The organism is Sphingomonas aurea, assembly GCF_030678875.1.
GTDB classification, from domain to species: domain Bacteria; phylum Pseudomonadota; class Alphaproteobacteria; order Sphingomonadales; family Sphingomonadaceae; genus Sphingomonas; species Sphingomonas aurea.
In genome coordinates this window covers 22,179-36,139 of the sequence record NZ_JAUUDS010000006.1, presented here as the reverse complement: position 1 = coordinate 36,139, position 13,961 = coordinate 22,179, and the positions used below count along the sequence as shown (strand labels likewise).

The 13,961-nt window shown below is 69.9% G+C and carries 12 protein-coding genes; 8 read left to right on the top strand and 4 right to left on the bottom strand.

Annotated features, from left to right (window positions below):
* Positions 1–40: 40 nt before the first annotated feature.
* The 6 genes from Q5H91_RS11810 to Q5H91_RS11785 all read left to right on the top strand — a co-directional run bounded on the left by Q5H91_RS11810 (position 41) and on the right by Q5H91_RS11785 (position 7,681).
* Positions 41–2,086, top strand: coding sequence for a carbon starvation CstA family protein (locus tag Q5H91_RS11810; protein ID WP_305173612.1), 2,046 nt, complete (start codon positions 41–43; stop codon positions 2,084–2,086).
* Positions 2,083–2,262, top strand: coding sequence for a YbdD/YjiX family protein (locus Q5H91_RS11805; protein WP_370655262.1), 180 nt, complete (start codon positions 2,083–2,085; stop codon positions 2,260–2,262). The genes Q5H91_RS11810 and Q5H91_RS11805 overlap by 4 nt, the downstream gene beginning before the upstream one ends.
* Positions 2,263–2,272: 10 nt before the next feature.
* Positions 2,273–3,034 carry an alpha/beta fold hydrolase gene (locus Q5H91_RS11800; RefSeq protein ID WP_305173610.1) on the top strand — a complete coding sequence of 254 codons (762 nt, stop codon included), beginning with the start codon at positions 2,273–2,275 and terminating at the stop codon, positions 3,032–3,034.
* Between the two features lie 77 nt (positions 3,035–3,111).
* Positions 3,112–4,422, top strand: a complete 1,311-nt coding sequence (locus tag Q5H91_RS11795; RefSeq protein WP_305173609.1) for an MFS transporter — start codon at positions 3,112–3,114, stop codon at positions 4,420–4,422.
* The gene (locus Q5H91_RS11790) at positions 4,419–6,536 is read left to right on the top strand and encodes an alpha-galactosidase (protein ID WP_305173608.1); all 2,118 of its coding nucleotides are present in this window, start codon (positions 4,419–4,421) and stop codon (positions 6,534–6,536) included. Before Q5H91_RS11795 ends, Q5H91_RS11790 begins: the two co-directional genes overlap by 4 nt.
* A gap of 11 nt (positions 6,537–6,547) precedes the next feature.
* Complete coding sequence (locus Q5H91_RS11785; protein WP_305173607.1) at positions 6,548–7,681, top strand: glycoside hydrolase family 68 protein; 1,134 nt, start codon at positions 6,548–6,550, stop codon at positions 7,679–7,681.
* Positions 7,682–7,732: 51 nt separating this feature from the next.
* On the opposite strand, the gene Q5H91_RS11780 is transcribed toward Q5H91_RS11785, so the two are convergent.
* Both Q5H91_RS11780 and Q5H91_RS11775 read right to left on the bottom strand, forming a co-directional pair.
* Positions 7,733–8,764 (bottom strand): LacI family DNA-binding transcriptional regulator, encoded by a 1,032-nt coding sequence (locus Q5H91_RS11780; RefSeq protein ID WP_305173606.1) that lies wholly within the window; start codon positions 8,762–8,764, stop codon positions 7,733–7,735.
* 90 nt (positions 8,765–8,854) lie between these two features.
* Entirely contained in the window at positions 8,855–10,663 is a 1,809-nt protein-coding gene (locus Q5H91_RS11775) for a glycoside hydrolase family 15 protein (protein WP_305173605.1), read from the bottom strand.
* Positions 10,664–10,780: 117 nt separating this feature from the next.
* On the opposite strand from Q5H91_RS11775, the gene Q5H91_RS11770 reads away from it, so the two are divergent.
* Complete coding sequence (locus tag Q5H91_RS11770) at positions 10,781–11,914, top strand: Gfo/Idh/MocA family protein (protein WP_305173604.1); 1,134 nt, start codon at positions 10,781–10,783, stop codon at positions 11,912–11,914.
* A gap of 10 nt (positions 11,915–11,924) precedes the next feature.
* Positions 11,925–12,728 carry an SDR family NAD(P)-dependent oxidoreductase gene (locus Q5H91_RS11765; protein WP_305173603.1) on the top strand — a complete coding sequence of 268 codons (804 nt, stop codon included), beginning with the start codon at positions 11,925–11,927 and terminating at the stop codon, positions 12,726–12,728.
* A 136-nt stretch (positions 12,729–12,864) separates the two neighbouring features.
* Here Q5H91_RS11765 and Q5H91_RS11760 read toward each other — a convergent pair whose 3' ends face one another.
* Together Q5H91_RS11760 and Q5H91_RS11755 are read right to left on the bottom strand one after the other, a co-directional pair.
* Entirely contained in the window at positions 12,865–13,527 is a 663-nt protein-coding gene (locus tag Q5H91_RS11760) for a dTMP kinase (RefSeq protein WP_305173602.1), read from the bottom strand.
* The gene (locus tag Q5H91_RS11755; RefSeq protein ID WP_305173762.1) at positions 13,524–13,841 is read right to left on the bottom strand and encodes a chorismate mutase; all 318 of its coding nucleotides are present in this window, start codon (positions 13,839–13,841) and stop codon (positions 13,524–13,526) included. The genes Q5H91_RS11760 and Q5H91_RS11755 overlap by 4 nt, the downstream gene beginning before the upstream one ends.
* Between the last annotated feature and the right edge of the window lie 120 nt (positions 13,842–13,961).

Below are 13,961 nucleotides of genomic sequence, written 5' to 3'. Positions count from 1 at the left end.
CTGGGCCGGCGCAGGATTGCGGCGCGAGGAGGGGACGACCATGACCAGACACCTGCCATGGATCGTGCTGGCGCTGGTGGGAGCGGCATGCCTGGGCGTGGTCGCGACGGCGCGCGGGGAGGCGATCAACGCGCTGTGGATCGTCGCGGCGGCGCTGTCGGTCTATCTGGTCGCATACCGTTACTACGGCCTCTACATCGCGCGCACGGTGGCGGGGATCGATCCGGCGCGGCCGACGCCGGCGGTCCGGCGCGCCGACGGGCTGGACTATGTCGCGACCGACCGGCGGGTGCTGTTCGGGCACCATTTCGCCGCGATCGCGGGCGCGGGGCCGCTGGTCGGGCCGGTGCTGGCGGCGCAGATGGGCTATCTGCCCGGCACGCTGTGGATCCTGGCGGGCGTGGTGCTGGCGGGCGCGGTGCAGGACTTCATGGTCCTGTTCATCTCGATGCGCCGCGACGGACGATCGCTGGGCGAGCTGATCCGGCTGGAGATGGGCGCGGTGGCGGGGACGATCGCGCTCGTCGGCACCTTCGCGATCATGGTCATCATCCTGGCGGTGCTGGCGCTGATCGTGGTGCGGGCACTGGCCGAGAGTCCCTGGGGCATGTTCACTGTCGCCGTGACCGTGCCGCTCGCCATGCTGATGGGTGCCTATACCCGCTGGATCCGGCCGGGCGCGATCGGCGAGGTGTCGGTGATCGGGTTAGTCGGGCTGATCCTGGCGATCGTGTTCGGCCAGTCGGTGGCGGAGAGCGCGACGCTGGCGCCGCTGTTCACCTTTACCCCCGTCCAGCTGTGCTTCGGGCTGATCGCGTATGGGGCGGTGGCGTCGGTGCTGCCAGTGTGGCTGCTGCTGGCGCCGCGCGACTATCTGTCGACCTTCCTGAAGATCGGGGCGATCGCGGCGCTGGCGATCGGCATCGTCATCATGGCGCCGCCGCTGCGGATGCCGGCACTGACCGAGTTCGCCGCGACCGGCGCCGGGCCGGTCTGGGCCGGGCCGCTGTTCCCGTTCCTATTCATCACCATCGCCTGCGGCGCAGTATCCGGCTTCCACGCGCTGATCGCCAGCGGCACCACGCCCAAGCTGATCGCGAGCGAGGCGGACGCGCCGTTCATCGGCTATGGCGCGATGCTGATGGAGAGCGCGGTCGCGATCATGGCGCTGGTCGCCGCCTCGATCCTCGATCCCGGCATCTATTTCGCGATGAATGCGCCGACCGCGGTGCTGGGCACCGATCCCGCCAGCGCGGCCGCGGCGGTGACGGCGATGGGCTTCCCGATCGATGCGGCAACGCTGGCGAACACTGCGCGCGAGGTCGGCGAGCATACGATCATCAGCCGCACCGGCGGCGCGCCGACGCTGGCGGTGGCGATGGCGGAGATCTTCAGCCACGTCGTCGGCGGATCTGCGATGAAGGCGTTCTGGTATCATTTCGCCATCCTGTTCGAGGCGCTGTTCATCCTGACCGCGGTCGATGCGGGTACCCGTGCCGGGCGCTTCATGCTCCAAGACCTGCTCGGCCTGGCGAGCCCGCGCTTCCGCGAGGGGGAGGGGGTGACCGGCTGGGCGGCGACCGGGCTGTGCGTCGCCGCCTGGGGCTTCTTCCTCTATCAGGGCGTCACCGATCCGCTGGGCGGGGTGAACACGCTGTGGCCGCTGTTCGGCATCTCGAACCAGATGCTCGCGGCGGTCGCGCTGATGCTCGCGACGGTGGTGCTGTTCCGGATGAAGCGCCAGCGTTTCGCCTGGGTGACGGCGCTGCCGGCCGCCTGGCTGGTGCTGTGTACAGGCACGGCGGGGCTGATGAAGCTGTTCCACCCCGATCCGAAGACCGGCTTCCTGGCGCACGCCGCCCGCTTCTCCGACGCGGTCGCGCGCGGAGAAGTGCTGGCCCCGGCCAAGTCGATGGCGGAGATGGGACGGATCCTGATGAACGACCGGATCGACGCGGGCCTGTGCGCGCTGTTCCTGGGCGTGGTCGCCGCGATCCTGGTCTATACGGTGAAGACCTGCCGCGACGCGTTACGGGTCGATCGTCCGACCGTAACCGAGATCCCGGCATGGGCAGCAGCGGAATGAGCCTGTTCGCCCGTCTGGCCCAGACCGCGCGGCTGATGGTCGGCATGCCCGACTATGACGCCTATCGCGATCACCTCGCCGCGCATCATCCGGACCGCGTACCGATGACCCGCGCCGAGTTCTTCCGCGACCGCCAGCAGGCCCGCTATGGCGGTGGCGGCGGGCGCTGCTGCTGAGGATAAGCGGATGGACAGCAGGCCGGTCATCGTCATGCTCCACGCACTGGGCGGCAGTGCGCGCGCGTTCGGCGGGGTGGCCGCCGAACTGGGTGACGGGTTCGAGCCGCTGGCGCTCGACCTGCCGGGTTTCGGCGACGCCGCGAACGAGACGGGTTACTCGGTCGCGGAGATGGTCGACCATGTGCTGGCCACCGTTACGGCCCGCGCACCGGCGCAGTGGCTGATCGTCGGCCACAGCATGGGCGGCAAGATCGCGACGCTGGTCGCCAGCCACCGCCCGCCGGGACTGGCCGGCGTGGTGCTGCTCGCCGCCTCGCCACCCGCCCCCGAACCGATCGACGAGGAGCGCCGGGCCACGATGCTCGGCTGGGTCGCGGGCGGCCCCATCGCCGCGCATGATGCGCGCGCGTTCGTCGCCGCCAATGTCGGCGCGCCGCTGCCGCCGGGGCTGAACGGCCTGGCCGTCGCCGATGTCGAGCGCGCCGCGCCCGCCGCCTGGCGCGCCTGGCTGGAGACGGGTGCGCGCGAGGACTGGTCGGCGCGCGCCGGCATCATCGACCTGCCCGCGCTGATCGTCGCGGGCGGGGCCGACGGCGATCTGGGCGAGGCGGCACAGCGGCGGATGAACGCCCCGCACTATCCCGATCACCGGGTGGAGGTGCTGGACGGCGTCGGACACCTGCTGCCGCTGGAGCGGCCGGCCGACACCGCCGCCTTGATCGCCGCATTCTGCAATCGATTGTTGCATCGCCGACCGAAACCGGCTTAACCTGTCACGAGCCGCGCAGACGGCGATCGTCAGGAGGAGTTGCCATGCGAGCGCCAGAGGTGAAGCCCCATCTGAACATGGCCCGAATCCTGGAGATGAACCTGGGGTTCCTGGGTCTCCAGTTCAGCTTCGGACTGCAACAGGGGAACATGACCCCGATCTACAGCTATCTCGGCGCGTCGGAGGCGTCGCTGCCGATCCTGCAGCTGGCTGGGCCGATCACCGGCCTGCTGGTCCAGCCGCTGATCGGCGCGATGAGTGACCGGACCGACTCACGCTGGGGCCGGCGTACCCCCTATTTCATGATCGGCGCGGTGCTGTGCGCGATCGGCCTGTTCTTCATGCCGCTGTCGTCGTCGATCCTGATGGCGGTATCGATGCTGTGGATCCTCGACGCCGGCAACAACATCACGATGGAGCCGTACCGCGCCTATGTGTCGGATCGGCTGAACGAGGACCAGCACCAGATCGGCTTCCTGACCCAGTCTGCCTTTACCGGGCTGGCGCAGATGCTTGCCTTCCTGACGCCGTCGATCCTGGTGTGGTGGGGGATGAACCAGGACTGGGTCGACAGCCACAACATCCCCTATACCGCGCGCGTCGCGTTCATGGTCGGCGCGTTCCTGTCGTTCGGCACCATCCTCTACTCGATCGTGCGCGTGCCCGAGCTGCCGCTGACCCTCGACGAGCGCGCGCGCATCGCCGCCGCGCCCAAGTCGCTGGGTGCCACGATCGCCGAGATCGGCCGCGCGATCCGCGACATGCCGCTGGCGATGCGCAAGCTGGCACTGATGAGCCTGTTCCAGTGGTACGCGATGGCGGCATACTGGGCCTATGTGATCTACGCGATCGGGCGGTCGGTCTACGGTACGTCGGACCCGACCTCGTCCGGTTTCCACTCGGCGGTGCTGACCAACGGCGAGATGGCGGCCTTCTACAACGGCATCGCCTTCGTCGCGGCGTTCGCGCTGGTGCCGCTGGCCAGGCGCTGGGGCGCGGCGAGCGTCCATGCCGCCTGCCTGGTCGCGGCGGGCGCCGGGATGCTGTGGCTGCCGCACATCACCAGCAAGGCGCTCCTGTTCATCCCCGCGATCGGCGTCGGGCTGGGCTGGGCGAGCATCATGGGCAACCCGTACGTGATCCTCGCCGGGTCGATCCCGCCGGAGCGGACGGGCGTCTATATGGGCATCTTCAACATGATGATCGTCATCCCGATGCTGCTGCTCGCGGCGACGCTGCCGCTGATCTACGGCCCGCTGCTCGGCGGCGATCCGCGCGGGGTGCTGACCTTGTGCGGCATCCTGATGTTCTGCGCGGCGGCGGCGGTGTTCTGGGTGCGCGAGCGCAATGCCGACGGCCTGCCGGTCGGTGCGGTGGCGGCCCCATGACAACCGGCGTGAAGACGCTGAACGGCCCCGGCTGGAGCGCGGTGCTGGAGGGGGCGCCGGGCGCATTGCTGTGGCGCTGGTGGGGCGGGGCGGTCGATCCGGCCGGACTGCCGCCGCTTGCCGACACACGCCCGGCCGCGTCCTTCTCGCTCGATATCGACCAGCCGCTGCCGCTGGTGCCGGCGTTCGGCACCGGCTGGTTCGGCCCGGCCGCGCTGCGCGCGCACCGTGCCGGCCGCGCCTTTGCCCAGCAGCTGCGCGTCGAGCAGGTCCGCGCCGACGACGACATGATCGCGGTGACGCTGGTCGATGCGGGCGCGGGCATCACCGTCGAGCAGCGGCTGTGGGTCGAGGGCGGGGCGCTGTATCTCGCCGCCAGCGTCCGCAACGACGGGGACGACGCGCTGACCGTCGACTGGCTCGCCGCCGGCACGCTGCCGCTGCCCGCGGACTGCGCCGCGATCCGCCACTTCACCGGCCGCCACAATGCCGAGTTCGTCGCCCGGCGAGAGGCGATGCCGATGCAGAGCTGGGTGCGCGAGAACCGCCGCGGGCTGACCGGCCATGCCGGGCCGCCCGGCCTGTTCGTCGAGGGCCCGGCGGCCGACTGGCACACCGGCCGCATCCACGCCGCGCAGCTCGCCTGGTCGGGCAACCACCGGCTGGCGATCGAGCGCGACGACGAGGGCGGCTGGACGCTGCAGATGGGCGAGGCGCTGGCGCCGGGCGAGATGATCCTGGCGCCCGGTGCGCGCTACGACACGCCGCATATGATCGCGGTGGCGGGCGAGGACGGGCTGAACGGCGCGATCCAGGCGTTCCACGCGGCGGTGCGCGCGACGGTGCCGTGGCCGGGCGGGCGGATGCGCCCGCGCCCGGTGCACATCAACAGCTGGGAAGGCTTCTACTTCGACCATGACGAGGCGGCGCTGATGGCGCTCGCCGACCGGGCGGCGGCGCTGGGCGTGGAGCGGTTCGTGCTCGACGACGGGTGGTTCCGCGGCCGCGACGACGACACCGCCGCGCTCGGCGACTGGACGCCCGACGCCCGCAAATATCCGCGCGGGCTGAAGCCGCTCGCCGATCATGTCGTCGCCGCTGGCATGGAGTTCGGCCTGTGGGTCGAGCCCGAGATGGTCAATCCCGACAGCGACCTGTTCCGCGCGCACCCGGACTGGGCATTGCAACTGGCGGGCGTGCCGCTGATGACGTCGCGCAACCAGCTGGTGCTCGACATGGGCCGGGCGGAGGTGCGGGACCATCTGTTCGCCGGGCTCGACGCGCTGCTCCGCGACCTGCCGATCGCCTATCTGAAGTGGGACCATAACCGCGATCTGGCGCCGGCCGGCGATGCCGCGGGCCATGCCGGTTACCACGCGCAGGTGTACGGCACCTACGCGCTGATCGACCGGCTGCTCGCCGCGCATCCCGGGCTGGAGATCGAATCCTGCGCGGGCGGCGGTGGGCGCAGCGATGCCGGCATCGCCCGGCGCGCGCACCGTTTCTGGACCAGCGACAACATCGATGCATCCCTGCGCGTCGCGATGCAGCGCGGCTTCCTCCACTTCCTGCCGCCCGAGATGATGGGCGCCCATGTCGGCGCCAGTCCCGTCCACGCGACCGGCCGGCGGCAGGACATGGCGTATCGCGCCGCGGTCGCGCTGCCCGGCCATTTCGGCGTCGAACTCGATCCCGCCGCCATGTCCGTAGAGGATGCGGGCGTGCTGGCCGAGGGGATCGCGCGCTACAAGCAGTGGCGGGGCGTGCTCCACGCCGGCCGCACTTGGCTGGGCGAGGGGGCGGACGGCCTCGTCTGGCAGGCACAGGGGCAGGTGCCGGGCGAGCTGCTGCTGCTGCTGACCCGCGTCGCGCCGTCGCAGCTGCGCCGCCCGCCGGCAGTCACCCTGCCGATGCTGGCCGGCGCCGGGCCGCAGCGCGTGCGGCTGCTGACGCTGGCGACGACGCCCGGCCATCCCGCGCCCGACGCCCCGCTGTTCGCCGCGATGCGCGGCGACGGCGTCACCCTCGACGGCGACTGGCTGGCGCGTGCCGGCCTGCCGACCCCGGCGATGAAGGCGGAAAGCGTCGCCATCTTCCATCTCACTCCCGCATGACGGAACAGCCCATGGACGCCCCGACCCTCTCCACCACCCACTGGTCGGCCGCCGCCGTCGCCGGCATCGCCGCGCAGCGCGGCTGGCAGCTGCCGGTGATCGGGCCGCGCGACGTGGTGCCGATCGCTCCGGGCATGGACCTGTGGGACATGTGGCAGATCGCCGATGCCGATGGCCGCACCGTGATTCGCAATGGGCGCAGCTGGTGGTTCTTCCTGGCGACGCCGCAGTTCGACGATCCCGAGATGCGCCACGATGCGGCGCGCATCCGCCTGACCAGTCACGGCGCCGATGGCTGGCGCGACCATGGCGACACCTTCCCGGACGGCTTCACGCCGGGCAGTCGCGAATGGTCGGGATCGGCGGTGCTGGCGGCCGACGGCGAGACGCTGACCATGTACTTCACCGCCTCCGGCCGTCGTGAGGGCGGGCCGCGCTTCGAGCAGCGGCTGTTCGAGACGGTTGGGCGCTTCACCGTGACCGACGGCGAACCTAGCATCGATGGCTGGAGCGAGCCGGTCGAGTCCGTCGTGGCGGACGGTCGCCACTATGCCGTCGCGGCGCAGGACGAGCCCGAGCATGGCGGGATCAAGGGGTTTCGCGATCCCGGTTATTTCCGCGATCCGGCCGACGGCGTGGAGTATCTGCTCTTCGTCGGATCGGCCGGCGACAGCGACGACCCTTGCGACGGCGTCATCGGCGCCGCGCGCCGCACCGGCGGGGGCTGGACGCTCTGCCCGCCGCTGGTCGAGGCGCTGGGGGTGAACAGCGAGCTGGAGCGCCCGCACATCGTCGTGCACGCCGGGCGCTACTATCTGTTCTGGTCGACGCAGGGACGCCGCTTCGCTCCTGGAGTCGCGGCGCCGACCGGGCTCTACGCGATGGTCGCGGACCGGTTCGACGGACCCTGGCGCCCGGTCAACGGCACCGGCCTGATCGCCGGCAATCCGACCGTCGAGCCGTTCCAGGCCTATTGCTGGTGGGTGACCGGCGAACTCGACGTCATCAGCTTCGTCGACCAGTGGGATCTGGCCGGTGTCGACCCGACCGCCGATGTCGCGATCCGCCGCGCCCATTTCGGCGGCACCGCGGCGCCGTGGTTCCGGCTGGCGATCGACGGCGATCGCATCAAGGTGGCGGCCTGACCCAAGGCGTTACCCCGGTACAGGCTGGAATCTGTCTGCGGAATGGCTCGGTCAGGCCGAGTCGCGTTCGATCAGCACCGGCTGCATCACCACCGAGGGCGCATCGATGCCGCCGATCCGCTCGAACAGGGCCGATACCATCGCACGGGCGCCGGCGGCGATGTCCTGGCGCACCGTGGTGATCCGCGGCATCGCCTGGCTGGCGAGCGGCAGATCGTCGTATCCGACCACCCGGACATCCTCCGGCACGCGGATCGATCGGTCGGCGAGCACGCGGATCGCGGTCAGGGCGATGACGTCAGACGCGGCGGCGATCCCGTCCACCCCGACGCCCAGATCGGCGCCGATCGCGTCGAGATGGCCGGCGATCTCCTGCTCCATCACGTCCGACGCGAGGTGGGTGTCGAGGCGGAGCGGCGGCGGCAGCCCCGCGTCGGCCGAGGCGGCCGCCACGCCTTCCCAGCGCTGCAGGATCTCGGGCGCGCGCACCTCGCCCAGGAAGGCGATGCGGCGGCACCCCTTGGCGATCAGCCGCTCGCCCATCAGTCGCCCGCCCGCGACATTGTCGGTGCCCACCGCGCAGTGGATCTGGCCGGGCAGCTGGCTGCCCCAGGCGACCAGCGGGCGATAGCGCGCGGCGACCCGCTCGATCGCGTCGTGCTGGTCGGACTGGCCAATCAGCAACACCCCGTCGAGCATTCCCGAATCGACGATATGTTCCAACCAGTCGCCGGCATCGGGGATCACCCGCGACAGCATCACGTCATACCCGTTCTCGGTCAGCGCGTCGGCCAGGAAGCCGAGAACGGTCATGAAGAAAGGGTCGGACAGGTGCTGGCGCCGCTCATGTCCCAGCGGCACGACGATGCCGATCACCCCGGTGCGGCGCGTGCGCAGCCGGCTGGCCATCTGATTGGGACGAAAGCCATGTTCCGCGGCAAGTGCGGCGATCCGCTCGCGCGTGGCGGCGTTGACCAGCGACTTGCCTGCCAGCGCGCGCGAGACGGTGCCGGGCGACACCCCGGCGAGCTGGGCCAGATCCGCCAGGGTACGGACGCGAGGGGGCTGTTTGGAAAAGGGCATGATTGATGTCGTGACTAGCGCGTCGCAATCGCAAATGCGACCCTCGCCATGGTCGCAATCGGCGCAATGTTTCAAACGCGACTGTAGATGCTACAAATCGGCACCGCCCAGCGTGGCGATCGCCTGGATGATCGCCAGGTGGGTCAGACCCTGTGGCGTGTTGCCCAGAAATCCGTGCGTCTCGGGATCGATCATCTCGGCATAGGTGCCGACGCCGCAGCCGCCGAGCACCTCCATCGCCGCGGTGAACGCGGCCTCCGCCCGCTCGGCCTGACCGAGCAGCGCGCGCGCCTCGACCATCCAGAAGGTGCAGGCGAGGAAGCAGCCCTCCTCGTGCTCGACCCCGGAATAGCGATAGTGGAACGCGCCCTTGCCCAGCTCGCGGTCGATCGCGTCGAGCGTGCGCGCCAGCCGGTCGCTACCGTCGAAGCGGAAGCGCACCGCCAAAGCGAGCGACGCGTCGAGCATGTCCGAACCCGGATACATGACATAGGCGCCGCGCGCCTCCGACCAGCAATGCTCGTCGATCCATGCCGCGATCCGGTCGCGCTCGCGCATCCAGCGATCGCGGCAGGTGGAGGGCATCTGCCCGGCATCGACCAGCTCGATCGCCCGCTGCAGCGCCTGCCAGCAGCTGATCTTGGACATGGTGTAATGCTCGTCCTGCGGCAGTTCCCAGATGCCGGCATCCTTCAGGCGCCAGCGATCCGCGCACTCGTCCGCCAGATGCGACAGCGTCTCCGCGCTCGCCGAATCGAGGACGTTCCCGCACGCGACGAAGCGGCCGGCAGTCTCGAAGATGTCGCCATAGATGCCGTGCTGGTGCTGGTCGCCGGCGATATTGCCCAGCACGACCGGGCGCGACGCGCGCCAGCCGGGCACATCCAGCTCGACCGGCGGCGGCACCCGGTCGCCGCCCACCGTGTAGCAGACCTGGGGCTGGCCATCGCCCAGCCGCTGTAGCAGCCAGGTCAGCGCCGCCTTCGCCTCGCCCCACGCGCCGATGCGCAGGAACGCCTTGATCGTGTAGCCCGCGTCGCGGATCCAGGCGAAGCGATAGTCCCAGTTCTTGGGCCCGCCGATCCCCTCTGGCAGCGAGGTCGTCGCCGCCGCGACGATCGCGCCGGTCGGCGAGTAGAGCAGCAGTTTCAGCGCCAGCGCGCTGCGCACCAGCTCGCCGCGGTGCGGCCCGTCGTGGCGGAGCAGCGCCACCCAGTCGCGCCACTCCTGATCGGACCGGTCGATGCGCGCGTCGATGTCGGCGATCGGCGGGACGATCAGCGGCTCGTTCTCGCCCGCGACGATCGCCACCGTCGCCCGCTCGCCGGCGGTGAGCGTCACCGTGGCGCGGATGCGGGTATCGTCCATCTCGTCGATACGGACATTGTCGCTGCGCAGGAACAGCCCCAGCACGGTGCCGACATGGAACAGGTCGTGATGCCCGGCGCGCGACAGGTAGGGGTTCACCGTATCCCAGTGCCGGCTGAAGCGCAGGTCGACGGCGAAGGTCATCCGCCCCTCGACGCATTCCATGCGCCGCGCCAGCTCCGCCCAGGGCAGCCGCCCGGCAGTGCCGCTGTTGAGCGATTCGGTCAGCAGCCCGCGCCCATCCTCGGTCGCGAAGACCGTCTCGAGTACATTGCTGTCCTCGCGGTAGCGGCGCTCGACCGTGTAACTCCGGTCCGGCGCGACGACGAAACGTCCGCCATCGTCGGGGTCGAGCAGCCGGTCGAACAGCGGCGGCGAGTCGATATTGGGGACGCACCACCAGTCGATCGACCCGTCCGCCCCGCTCAGCGCGACCGCCCGCCCGTCGCCCAGCGCGCCATATTCCTCGATCGGCAGATAGCCCGCCGCATCCCGCTCGGCTCCGCAAGATTGTCTGGGCGATGAGGTCACGCACGCACTCCGAGAAACTGATCTTCATCAGCCTAACCCTTCGACCGCCGTGTCGGTGCCATGGAGAGAAGCCCGCCCTCCGTGCGTTGGCGCCGCAATCAATCGGGAGATCGGTACATGAGCCTCGCATCCGCCTTCGGGTTCGGCGACGGGAAGAAGGTCCGCTACGCGGTGGTGGGCCTGGGCGACATCGCGCAGTCCGCGATGATGCCGGGCATCGCGCATACCGGCAATTCGGAGCTGGTCGCGCTGGTCAGCGGCGAGCGTGACAAGGCGCAGGCGGTGGCCGACCGCTACGATGTCGAGGGCGTCTATACCTATGACGAGTTCGACCGGCTGATCGCGTCGGGCACGATCGACGCGATCTATCTGGCGACGCCGAACTGGCGCCACGCCGAGTTCGCGATCCCTGCGCTGAACGCCGGCATCCATGTGCTGTGCGAGAAGCCGCTGGAGGTGTCGGTGGAGAAGGCCGAGGCGATGCGCGCCGCCGCGGCGGCGTCGGGTGCCAGGCTGATGACCGCATACCGCCTGCATTTCGAGCCGGCGACGCTCGACGCGATCGCCCGCATCCGCGCCGGCGAGCTGGGGCAGCTGATCGCCTTCACCTCCTGCTTCGGCCAGATGGCCGATCCCGAGAATCACAGGGTAAAGAACGGGATCGAGGCGGGGCCGCTGTTCGACATGGCGCCCTATCCGATCAACGCCACCCGCTACCTGTTCGGTGACGAGCCCGAAGAGGTAGTGGCGGCGGTCGGCACGCGGCATCCCGAATCCGGCTTCCCGCAGGACTTCGACGACACGATCGCGGTGACGTTGCGCTTTCCCGGCAACCGGCTGGCGCAGTTCACCGTCTCCTACTTCGCGAACAACATCGACAGCTACATCATCGCCGGCACCAAAGGGTCGATCCACATGAGCCCTGGCTATGGCTGGCAGTCGGCGCTGGAGCAGAACCGCACGGTCGGCGACACGCAGACGCACGAGGCGTTCAAGCACACCGATCATTTCGGCGGTCAGATGCGCTACTTCTCCGCCTGCATCCTGGAGGGTCGCGATCCGGAGCCGGACGGTGAGGAAGGGATCGCCGACCTGCGGGTGATCGAGGGGATCGTCCGCGCGCTGAAGACCGGCCAGCCACAGAAACTGCCGCCCTTCGCCCGCACGCGCCGCATCGACCCCGATCAGGTCGAGACGCTGCGCGCCAAGTCGGCGCCCGAGCCGATCGGCGCCTCTTCCCCCACTCGCTGAGGACGCGCGCATGGATCTGGGCATCAAGGGTCGCGTCGCGCTGGTCACCGGCGCCGACAGCGGCATGGGCAAGGAAACGGCACGGCTGCTGCTGGAAGAGGGGGTGCGCGTCGCCATCTCCGACCGCACCGACAGCGACCTGGCGCAGAGTCTCGCCGACCTGCAATCGCTGGGCGAAGTCATCGCGGTCGAGGCGGACGTGACCGACGACAAGAGCGTCCGCGCGCTGTTCGCCGAGGTCGCCGACCGGCTGGGCGCACCCGACATCGTCGTCAACTGCGCCGGGGTTACGGGTGCCACCGGCGACTTCTTAGAGGTCGACGACAAGGGCTGGCTGGAGACGCTCGACATTAACCTGATGGGCGCGGTCCGCGTCGCGCGCGCCGCGATCCCGGCGATGCGTGCGCGCAAATGGGGCCGGCTGATCTTGATCGGGTCCGAGGATGCCGAGCAGCCCTATGTCGACGAACTCGCCTATTGCGCGTCCAAGGCGGGGCTCCTCAACCTGACCAAGGGCTTGTCCAAGGCCTATGGCTGCGACAATGTGCTGGTGAACAGCGTGTCGCCCGCCTTCATCGCCACGCCGATGACCGACAAGATGATGGAGAAGCGCGCGCAGGAGAAGGGCGTGAGCTTCGACGAGGCGATCGACAGCTTCCTCGACGAGGAACGCCCCGGCATGACCCTCCACCGCCGCGGTCGCGCCGACGAGGTGGCATCGGCAATCGTCTTCCTCTGCTCGGAACAGGCGAGCTTCATCAACGGTGCGAACCTGCGGGTGGATTCAGGATCGGTGCAGACGATGGCGGGCTAGAACCGCCTGCCCCGCAGGACCGTCTCGCGCAGGCGGTAATCCATAAACGCTTACTTCCCGATCGAGTCGCGAGGTTTGCGCGTCTGGATCCCCGCCTACGCGGGGATGACGATGTTGGGTTCTGCGCGCGTGTTGCCTAGACGAGCAGCCCCACGATCTCCCCCGCAATCTCACGCGGAGACCGCAGCGCGCCATCCGCCAGCGTCGATACCGTTGCCCACCGTCCCAGCAGTCCCTCCGCCGCCATCGCCGCGTAGTTGGCGCGCACCCGGGCCTGTAGCGCCATGTCCGCCTCGTACGTGTCCAGCGCCTCGTCGGTGTAGCTGCGCTTGCGCTTCCTGAGGATCAGGCCGCGTGCGACCTCGACCGGCGTGTCAAGATAGAGGGACAGGTCGGGCAGCGGCAGGCCGAACTGCTCGACCTCCAGCCTTGCGATCCAGCCCATCAGGTCGCGGGCCTCGCCCGGCCCGACCTGTGCCGCCTGATAGGCCATGTTCGACGCGATATAGCGGTCGAACACCACCACTTCGTGCCGCGCCGTCGCCTCCGCGATCACCGCGGCCGATTCGAACCGGTCGAGCGCGTAGAGCGTCGCGATCGCGCGTGGCGAGGCGGCGTGGGGCAGGCGCCCGCCCAGATACTCGCCCAGCACATGCCCCCCCAGCGTCTCGGCATAGCGCGGAAAGGACAGCACCGTCGCCGAGCGGCCGGCGGCGTTCAGCTGTGCGGCGACCTCTGCCGCCGCGGTCGCCTTGCCGGCACCGTCACCACCCTCGATCGCGAGGAGAAGCCCGGTCACGCCTGCATCTGCGCGTGGTGGCGGATCACCTCGTCGATGATGAAGCGCAGGAATTTCTCGGAGAATTCGGGATCGAGCTGCGCGTCCTCGGCCAGGTGGCGCAGCCGCGCGATCTGGCGCTCCTCGCGGCCCGGATCGGCGGGCGGCAGCCCCGCCTGCGCCTTGTAGCGGCCGACCGCCTGCGTCACCTTGAACCGCTCGGCGAGCAGGTGGACCAGCGCCGCGTCGATATTGTCGATCGACTGGCGATATCCCTTCAGCACGCTGTCGTCCGGGGCGGGGCCGGCGGCGGGCATGTCATCCAGTACGGGCATCATCGGCGCTTCTCCTCGGACCCGCCCTTTGCGGCGGGCGGAAGTCGGGGGCAAGGGGGGCAGGACAAGGCGGGCAGGGGGCGAGGGGGAAGGGTTGCGTTCGCGCGCGCTTGCGGCCAC